Origin of the sequence: Haladaptatus sp., assembly GCF_049589095.1 — an archaeon.
In the GTDB taxonomy this organism is placed as follows: domain Archaea; phylum Halobacteriota; class Halobacteria; order Halobacteriales; family Haladaptataceae; genus Haladaptatus.
In genome coordinates this window covers 1-8,725 of record NZ_JBAWAC010000619.1, presented here as the reverse complement: position 1 = coordinate 8,725, position 8,725 = coordinate 1, and the positions used below count along the sequence as shown (strand labels likewise).

Genomic DNA, 8,725 nt, shown 5'->3' with positions numbered 1-8,725 from the left:
CCGTAGACGGGTTCGATGAGCGTCTCCGTCGCTCCCGATTCGAGGTCGTGGACGAGCAGCGCGGGTCGCTGCGTCGGCGTCGTTCCGTGGACTAAGACGCGTTCGTCGCCGACGAGCGCGGCGTCCCCGTAACTGGTGAACGAGGCGACACCCGTCGGCATGTCGAGTTCCGTCGCGGTTCCGTCGAAGTCGTACACCAGCGGAACGACGGCGGCACGTCGTCTGCGAAGCGCGAGGAAGCCGTTTTCGTCCGGGAGGAACGCGATGGCGTCTTCGACGTACTCGCCGTCGCCGAACCATTCGACCGATTCCGTTTCGAGGTCGTAGACGCCACAGTGCGTCTTGTCCGGTGCATTGTCGGCGACGAGGAGTTTCGTCCCATCGGGGGACCAGTCTACCGCGTAACTCTCGCTGCCGTCGACGCCGATTTCGAGAGCACGGGGATTCGATCCGTCCGCGTCGGCGATGTACACGTCTATGTTGGCCATATCGTCCGATTCGTTCGTCATATAGACGATTCGGTCGCCGTCGGGGGAGGACAACCCGGAGTACGCCCCGAAGTCGTACTCCGTGAGTCGTTCGTTCGCTCCCGTCTCGCGGTCGTAACGATAGAGGTTCATCTGCCCGCCAACACTGCTCGTGTAGAGCAGTGTTCCGTCGTGAACATCGGTGAGTCGACACTGTCCGGAGTCTTCGACGACGGGTGCGGCGTTGCCGTCGAGGTCCATCTCCCAGATGTCATTCTGTTCGTCGCCCGCGTCGTCCAAGTGGAAGTAAATCCGGTCGCTGTCAGGTCCCCATTCGAGCGGATGCCGGGCGTTTCGGGGAACCTCGCCGTCGCTCACCTGCCGCATTTCACCCGTCGAAACGTCGATGAGGTGGAGTTCGTTTCTGCCAGTGCCGTCGTAGTAGACGGCGACGTGTTCGCCGTCGGGTGCGGCCACCGGACTGTTGAACTCGGGAAGGCGTGCGAGGGCTTCAAGCGAGAATTTTCCTGTCATCGAAGTAGATTGTGGTGTGTCGGGACATCAATGTTTCCCGAACTCCGTTTCTGTTTTTACTATTGCAATTCTGGAAAAGTATCGTAGGCACTCGAAGTAGTGTCCGATTCCACGAAAAAGAAATAATCGTCCGTCGATGCGTCGGTTCTCGATAGCGCCGCGATTATTCGAGGTCGAAGCGGTCGAGCTTCATCACTTTGCTCCACGTGTCGGCGAAGTCACGCACGAACTTCTCCTCGCCGTCGTCGGCACCGTAGACTTCCGAGACTGCGCGGAGTCGGGAGTTCGATCCGAAGATGAGGTCGAAGCGGGTCGCCTTCCACTCGACGTCACCCGTCTCGCGGTCGCGGAGCTCGAAGACCTGTTCGTCGTCCGAGACCGGATCCCACTCGTGGTCCATTCCGAGCAGGTTCACGAAGAAGTCGTTAGTCAACGTTCCCGGCTCGTCGGTGAAGACGCCGAGGTCGCTGTCCTCGTAGTTCACGCCGAGCGTTCGCATGCCGCCGACAAGGACCGTCATTTCGGATGCGGTCAGGTTCAGCAGTTCCGACTCGTCGATCAGGATCTCTTCGAGCTTGCGCTCGTGTTCGTCGCCGAGGTAGTTCCGGAACCCGTCGGCGTCCGGTTCGAGGACTTCGAAGGATTCGACGTCGGTCTGTTCCTGCGTGGCGTCCGTCCGTCCCGGTTCGAACGGGATATCCACGTCGTATCCGGCATCGGCCGCTGCCTGTTCGACGGCCGCTGTGCCGCCGAGGACGATCAGGTCGGCGAGCGACACCTTCGTTCCGTCGGACTGCGAGCCGTTGAACTCCTCCCGGATGCCTTCGAGGGTGTCCAGCACGCTCTCCAACTGTTCCGGCTCGTTTACCTCCCAGCCCTTCTGCGGTTCGAGGCGGATACGCGCGCCGTTCGCGCCACCGCGCTTGTCGCTACCGCGGAACGTCGACGCCGACGCCCAGGCGGTCTTGACCAGTTCGAAGGTGGATAGCTCCGAGTCGAGGAGCTTCTGCTTGAGTTCGGCGACCGCTTCGTCTCCGATGAGGTCGTAGTCGGCTTCGGGGAGCGGGTCCTGCCAGATCATCTCCTCGTCCGGGACCTCCGGGCCGAGGAACCGGGACGACGGGCCGAGGTCGCGGTGGATGAGCTTGTACCACGCCTTCGCGAAGGCCTCTTGGTACTCGTCCGGGTTGTTCTGGAAGCGCTCCAAGACGTCCCGGTACTCAGGGTCCTTCTTGAGCGCCACGTCGGTCGTGAGCATCATCGGGTCGACCGACTCGTCGGCGATGTGGGCGTCCGGAACGGTGGACTTCGCCTCGTCATCGACCGGCCGCCACTGCCACGCACCGCCGGGTCCTTTGTGGGCTTCCCACTCGTAGTCGAGCAGGTTGTTGATGTAGCCCATGTCCCATTTGGTCGGTGCGGTGGTCCACGGCCCTTCGATGCCGCTGGTGATGGCGTCCGGGCCCTTGCCCTCGCCGTAGTCGCTATCCCAGCCGAGACCCTGCTCCTCGATGGGTGCGGCCTCTGGCTCGGGACCGAGGTGGTCGCCGGAGTCCGCGCCGTGGACCTTCCCGAAGGTGTGGCCACCGGCGATGAGCGCGACCGTCTCCTCGTCGTTCATCGCCATGTTGCCGAACGTCTCGCGGATGTTGTGGGCCGACCCCTCGACGTCGGGTTCGCCCTGCGGGCCTTCCGGGTTCACGTAGATGAGCCCCATCACGGTGTTACCGAGCGGGTCGTCGAGGTCGCCCTCCTCGTCGAAGCGGTCCTGGGAAGCGCCTTCCCATTCGTCCTCGGGACCCCAGTTGACGGCGTCGTCACCCTTGAAGGAGTCCTCGCGGCCGCCAGCGAAGCCGAACGTCTCGAAGCCCATCGACTCCAGCGCGACGTTCCCGGTCAGAACGATCAGGTCGCCCCACGAGAGCGCGCGGCCGTACTTCTGCTTGACCGGCCAGAGCAGGCGACGCGCCCTGTCGAGGTTGATGTTGTCCGGCCAGCTGTTGATCGGCGGGAGGCGCTGACGCCCGCCTGATGCGCCGCCGCGGCCGTCCCAGGTGCGGTACGTCCCGGCGCTGTGCCACGCCATCCGAATGAACAGCGGTCCGTAGTGGCCGTAGTCCGCTGGCCACCAGTCTTGAGACGACGTCATCACGTCCTCGATGTCCGCCTTCACTTCGTCGAGGTCGAGCGATTCGAACGCCTCGGCGTAATCGAAATCCTCGTCGAGCGGGCCGACGTCCCGCGCGTTGTCGTCGAGAAGCTCCACCCGAAGGTGCTCCGGCCACCAGTCTTGGTTGGTCCCGAGCGTCATCGGGAGACCCTCCCGCTCGTGGTCAGCGTCGGCTTCTCGACGCCGTTCGTCTCGTAATCAGGTTTTCCGTTGCCGTATTTGGCTGTATCCTCGGACATTAACTAGCTCTCCTGTACGTGAAATATGAGAGGTATTGTTTATAAATTTGCCGCTTATGTTGTCTATTCTCTTTCTTCACTTCCATTACGACCGTCTAAAGTTCACTCCTGTGGAAATAATTTTTCTCTATTGTAAATTTCAGACCCCTATATGACATGAGCCTTTCGATATACATTTCCCCGGTGTCCGAGGGAATCCGCTTCCTCCCCCTCGTTCTACGCTTTCCAGTCCGGGATCGTGGTAGACACCACGTGATACATCATTGAACGTATAGACGGAGTATGTGCGTACCGGCCAACGAACGTGTACGGACTGCACGTTCGTACCGGTAGTCAGGAAATCCCGTTCCGGATCATCGGGAACCGATCGGAAATTCGGTCATCCCGACACCGCCGTCGAGCGTGTCGAGCAGTTCCCGGAGGTCGGCGTCCGGCCCGTCTCGCCGGAGCACGTCGATAGCGCGGTCGACTCGCTCGATGCGGCGCTTGACTCGGTCGTAGCGGGCGTGAAGGTCGACTCTGGCCTCCTCGATGGCGATTCGGCCGTCGTGAATCGCCTCGCGCGATTCGCGAAGCGTCGAGACCGTCTCGCGTATCGACTCCAGTGACATACCTCCCCCAACGCCGTCGACGAAAGTAGTACTGCTGGCTGTTGTTCTGCAATCCCTTCGGTGCGACCTTGGCCGGGACAGTTTTGCCGACGGGCGTCGTCCAGAGTTCGATGTCAGAGTACGCAACCGACGTTCTCGTCTCGGCGGATTGGGTGGAGGACAACATCGAAGCGTTCGAAAGCGACGACCCCGAGTACCGACTCGTGGAGGTGAACAGCCCTGAGATTCCCGATACCGACTTCCCGTCACGGTACGACGAAGGACACATCCCCGGGGCTATCAGCATGCATTGGGACGAGGACCTCTCGGACGAAACCGAGCGGGATATCCTCAAAAAAGAGGACTTCGAGGAGGTGGTCGGCGAGTACGGAATCAGCGAGGACTCGACCGTCGTGTTCTACGGCGACGGCTGGATTCCGAACTGGTTCGCCACGTACGCCTACTGGGAGTTCAAATATTACGGTCACGAGGACGCCCGCGTGCTGAACGGCGGGAAGGACTACTGGGTCGAAAACGACTATCCGATGACCACGGACTCGCCGAACCATCCGTCAGTGAACTACACCGCCAAAGGACCGTTCGAGAGCATTCGGGCCTACCGGGACGACGTGGAGAAGGCGATGGACTCCGGTCTTCCGCTGGTGGACGTGCGTTCCCCCGAGGAGTTCACCGGTGAAATCCTCGCACCGGAAGGGCAGAAGGAAACCGCACAACGGGGCGGCCACGTCCCCGGTGCGAGTAACATCCCGGTCGCCGAAGTGTTCGAGGACGACGGCCGGTTCAAGTCCGCCGACGAACTGCGTGAGTTGTACGCCGACCACGACGTGGACGGCGAGGAGTCGGTCATCGCGTACTGCCGAGTTGGGGAACGATCCGCCATCGAGTGGTTCGCGCTCCACGACCTGCTCGGCTTCGACGACGTACGCAACTACGACGGGTCGTGGACCGAGTGGGGGAACTTGGTTCGCGCACCCATCGAGACCGGCGAGGAGTAGCTTCTTTTTTCGGCGGCGACGAAAACAGACCATCACGGACCTTCACGACCTCGTCGCGGACCTGTACCATCATCTGGAAGCGACGGCATCCCTGCCGGTCGCCACACGCCCGAGTCAGTACCTCGGCGAAGCACAAGCGGTCGTCGGAGACGCCAGAGGTGCACCCGAACCGGTCGTGGAAAAGCGCGTCTCACAAGCCGCTTTACTGCTCTCACACGTCGATGAAACCGGGTGCGAGGAAACGGACGAACACGTCGAACGGGCGCGGGAGGTGGTTGATGAGGTTCTATCGGAAGTGCGGTAAACGATCCGCCATCAGTATCGACGGTCATCGGTTCCTTCGTGTGATGACGATGGAGCAACCGCCAACGTCGCTGTTCCGTCCACCCATCGCGTGGCGCGTGCTCAAACCGACCGGATCCTCGTTCTCCCGCCCTCAACGTCGGGCGTGAACCCGTCGAATCCCTTTCGTGCATTCGACAGCAAGGTCTGTCGATTCGGGAGGCTTTAACACACCTCGTTACCCATACTCACAGCCATGGAAAACAGCACGGAGAAAGACGAGTCGTTGCGAAGCCGAGAAGTCACCGAAGGGCCGGAACGCGCCCCGCACCGGGCGATGTTTCGGGCGATGGGGTTCGACGACGAGGACCTCTCCTCGCCGATGGTCGGCGTGGCGAACCCGGCGGCCGACGTGACGCCCTGTAACGTTCACCTGAACGACGTCGCGGGGTCGGCCATCGACGGCGTGAACGCGGCGGGCGGCATGCCGATCGAATTCGGCACCATCACCGTCTCGGACGCGATTTCGATGGGGACCGAGGGGATGAAGGCCAGCCTCATCTCGCGCGAGGTCATCGCCGACAGCGTGGAACTCGTCGCCTTCGGCGAGCGCATGGACGCCCTCGTCACGGTCGCTGGCTGTGACAAGAACCTCCCCGGCATGATGCTGGCGGCCATCCGAACTGACCTTCCGAGCGTGTTTCTGTACGGCGGTTCCATCATGCCCGGTGAACACGAGGGGCGGGAAGTCACCGTCCAGAACGTCTTCGAGGGCGTCGGTGCGGTCTCACACGGCGACATGACCGAGGAGGAATTGGTCGAACTCGAACACGATGCCTGTCCCGGCGCGGGGTCCTGCGGTGGGATGTTCACCGCGAACACGATGGCGACCATGAGCGAGGTCCTCGGTTTCGCCCCGCTCGGTTCCGCCAGTCCGCCCGCCGAATCCCCGGAGCGCTACACGGTCGCCGAACGGGCCGGGGAAATCGCACTGGACGCGGTGAAGAACGACCGCAAGCCTTCCGACATCCTCACCCGAGAGTCCTTCGAGAACGCCATCGCGGTGCAGGTGGCGATGGGTGGGTCGACCAACGCCGTCCTCCACCTGCTCGCCCTCGCGGCGGAGGCCGGTATCGAACTCGACATCAACGACTTCGACGAAATTTCGCGCCGGACGCCCAAAATCGCCAACCTCCAACCCGGCGGAACGCGGGTGATGAAAGACCTCCACGACATCGGCGGCATCCCCGTCATCCTTCGCCGTCTGCTCGACGCCGACCTGATTCACGGGGACACGATGACCGTGACGGGCCGCACCATCGAGGAGGAACTCGACCATCTGGGGGTCTCCGGGGAGGCGGACGTCGACTTCCTCAGTCCGGTGGACGACCCGTTCCACGAGGAGGGAGCCATCAAAATCCTCAAAGGGAATCTCTCGCCTGACGGCTCTGTGCTGAAGGTGACGGGAGAGGACAAGTTCCACCACACCGGCCCGGCCCGCGTCTTCGAGAACGAGGAGGACGCGATGGAGTACGTGCAGGAAGGTGGCATCGAATCCGGTGACGTCGCCGAGGGAACCTCGGCGGGCAGCCAGACTGGCGTCCAGTCTGGCGACGTGATCGTCATCAGGAACGAAGGTCCGCGCGGCGGTCCCGGCATGCGCGAAATGCTCGGCGTGACGGCGGCCGTCGTCGGACAGGGACACGAGGACGACGTGGCGCTCCTGACTGACGGCCGCTTTTCGGGTGCGACCCGCGGCCCGATGGTCGGTCACGTCGCTCCGGAGGCGCGCGCTGGCGGTCCAATCGCGGTCGTGGAGGACGGCGACGAAATCACCGTCGACATCCCCAACCGCGAACTCTCCGTGAACCTTTCGGACGACGAACTCGACGCGCGATTGGACGATTGGGAACCCAAAGAACCGCAGTACACTTCCGGGGTGCTGGCGAAATACGGCTCCGCGTTCGGTTCGGCGGCGAACGGTGCCGTGACGAACCCCGGCGTGAAACGGGAGTAACTCCCCTTCGGACGGGTTCGGAGATGGGACGCGACGAGACGGTCCTTTTTATTGATTACAAAATCCCATAACCCATCCAATTTATTTTGGAATATTATTCTCTACAGAACATATCTTTCGAAGGCCAAAGACCTTTTACGGTGTTTTTGAGTCATGTCCAGGACGTATGGCAGGAACTGTACAACGGGCATGGGGAAGCTATCGCTCTGTCCCCATCATCTATCGTATCGCTGCGGCGTTCGTCCTCGGGTCCATCGTGGGCCTCGTGGTCGGGGAACCGGCGACGAACCTTCAACCGCTCGGCGACCTCTTCGTCCGACTGCTGAAGATGGTCATCGTCCCCATCGTCGTCTTCACGCTCGTGATGGCGGCGCGGCACCTCTCGCCGAAAAACCTCGGGAAGATCGGGGGCGAGGTGGTCGCACTGTATCTCCTGACGACGATGATCGCCATCGCCGTCGGCCTCGGCGTGGCCAACCTCATCAACCCCGGCGTCGGAATCCATCTCCCGCAAAACGCACACGTCGATCCCGGACAGGCACCGCCGCTCATGGACGTTCTCCTCAACATCGTCCCGGAAAACCCGATCAACGCGATGGCCGAGGGGAAGATGCTCGGCATCATCTTCTTTGCCCTCGTCTTCGGCGTCGGATTGACCGTCGTTCGTGACGAGGCCGAACCGGGTTCGACCTTGGAAAGCGGCGTCGAGGACATCTTCGACTCCGTCGAGGTGTGTACCGAGGTGATGTTCAAGGTCGTCTGGGGTGTGATGGAGTACGGTGTCATCGGCGTGTTCGCGCTGATGGCCGCCCTCTTCGGAGAGATCGGTATCGACGCCATCGCCTCGCTGTTCAAGCTCTGTGCCGCGCTCGCCATCGCCATCGCCATCCAGATGTCGGTGGTGTACTTCCTCATCATCCTCATGGGACTCGTTCGGAAGTCCCCGTTCGACTTCGTGGAGGGGAGTCGAGACGCCATGATGACGGCGCTCAGCATTCGTTCTTCGAGCGGGACGCTCCCGGTAACGATGTCGAACGCGGACGAGAACCTTGGCATCGAGGACGACGTGTACAGCTTCTCGCTGCCGCTCGGCGCGACCATCAACATGGACGGAACGGCCATGTATCTCGGCATCGCCGCCATCTTCGCGGCCAACGTGGTCGGCAAATCGCTGACCTTCACGGAACAACTGAGCGTCCTCCTCACGGCGCTGCTCGCCAGCATCGGTACCGCTGGCGTTCCGGGTGCGAGCCTCATCATGATGACCGTCGTGTTCCAGCAGGTCGGTCTGCCGCTGGCACCCATCGCGATGGTCGCAGGGGTCGATCCGCTCCTCGACCGTCTGCGGACGATGAACAACGTCACCGGCGACCTCGCGGTGACGACGCTCGTCGCCAAGTGGAACGACGC

7 protein-coding genes are annotated in these 8,725 nt (G+C 62.2%); 4 read left to right on the top strand and 3 right to left on the bottom strand.

All coding sequences use genetic code 11. From position 1 onward, the window contains the following. The 3 genes from WBV42_RS19630 to WBV42_RS19620 form a co-directional block, all read right to left on the bottom strand. The coding region (locus WBV42_RS19630) for a TolB family protein (protein WP_423987538.1) at positions 1-1,001 on the bottom strand (1,001 nt) is incomplete at its 3' end. A 163-nt stretch (positions 1,002-1,164) separates the two neighbouring features. Further along, positions 1,165-3,312, bottom strand: coding sequence for a catalase/peroxidase HPI (gene katG, locus WBV42_RS19625; protein WP_423987537.1), 2,148 nt, complete (start codon positions 3,310-3,312; stop codon positions 1,165-1,167). A 451-nt stretch (positions 3,313-3,763) separates the two neighbouring features. Beyond that, entirely contained in the window at positions 3,764-4,021 is a 258-nt protein-coding gene (locus WBV42_RS19620) for a hypothetical protein (protein WP_423987536.1), read from the bottom strand. A 110-nt stretch (positions 4,022-4,131) separates the two neighbouring features. On the opposite strand from WBV42_RS19620, the gene WBV42_RS19615 reads away from it, so the two are divergent. From WBV42_RS19615 to WBV42_RS19600, 4 genes are all read left to right on the top strand, one after another. After that, entirely contained in the window at positions 4,132-5,016 is an 885-nt protein-coding gene (locus WBV42_RS19615) for a sulfurtransferase (protein WP_423987535.1), read from the top strand. 278 nt (positions 5,017-5,294) lie between these two features. Continuing rightward, positions 5,295-5,468 (top strand): hypothetical protein, encoded by a 174-nt coding sequence (locus WBV42_RS19610; protein WP_423987534.1) that lies wholly within the window; start codon positions 5,295-5,297, stop codon positions 5,466-5,468. Positions 5,469-5,554: 86 nt separating this feature from the next. Next, positions 5,555-7,315 carry a dihydroxy-acid dehydratase gene (ilvD, locus tag WBV42_RS19605; RefSeq protein ID WP_423987533.1) on the top strand — a complete coding sequence of 587 codons (1,761 nt, stop codon included), beginning with the start codon at positions 5,555-5,557 and terminating at the stop codon, positions 7,313-7,315. Between the two features lie 166 nt (positions 7,316-7,481). Continuing rightward, the coding region (locus WBV42_RS19600; RefSeq protein WP_423987532.1) for a dicarboxylate/amino acid:cation symporter at positions 7,482-8,725 on the top strand (1,244 nt) is incomplete at its 3' end.

What these genes read in the sequence shown, in the direction of transcription:
- katG (WP_423987537.1), bottom strand. Translation starts at nt 3,312, where the DNA reads ATGACGCTCGGGACCAACCAAGACTGGTGGCCGGAGCACCTTCGGGTG.
- WBV42_RS19620 (WP_423987536.1), bottom strand. Translation starts at nt 4,021, where the DNA reads ATGTCACTGGAGTCGATACGCGAGACGGTCTCGACGCTTCGCGAATCG.
- WBV42_RS19615 (WP_423987535.1), top strand. Translation starts at nt 4,132, where the DNA reads ATGTCAGAGTACGCAACCGACGTTCTCGTCTCGGCGGATTGGGTGGAG.
- WBV42_RS19610 (WP_423987534.1), top strand. Translation starts at nt 5,295, where the DNA reads ATGAGGTTCTATCGGAAGTGCGGTAAACGATCCGCCATCAGTATCGAC.
- ilvD (WP_423987533.1), top strand. Translation starts at nt 5,555, where the DNA reads ATGGAAAACAGCACGGAGAAAGACGAGTCGTTGCGAAGCCGAGAAGTC.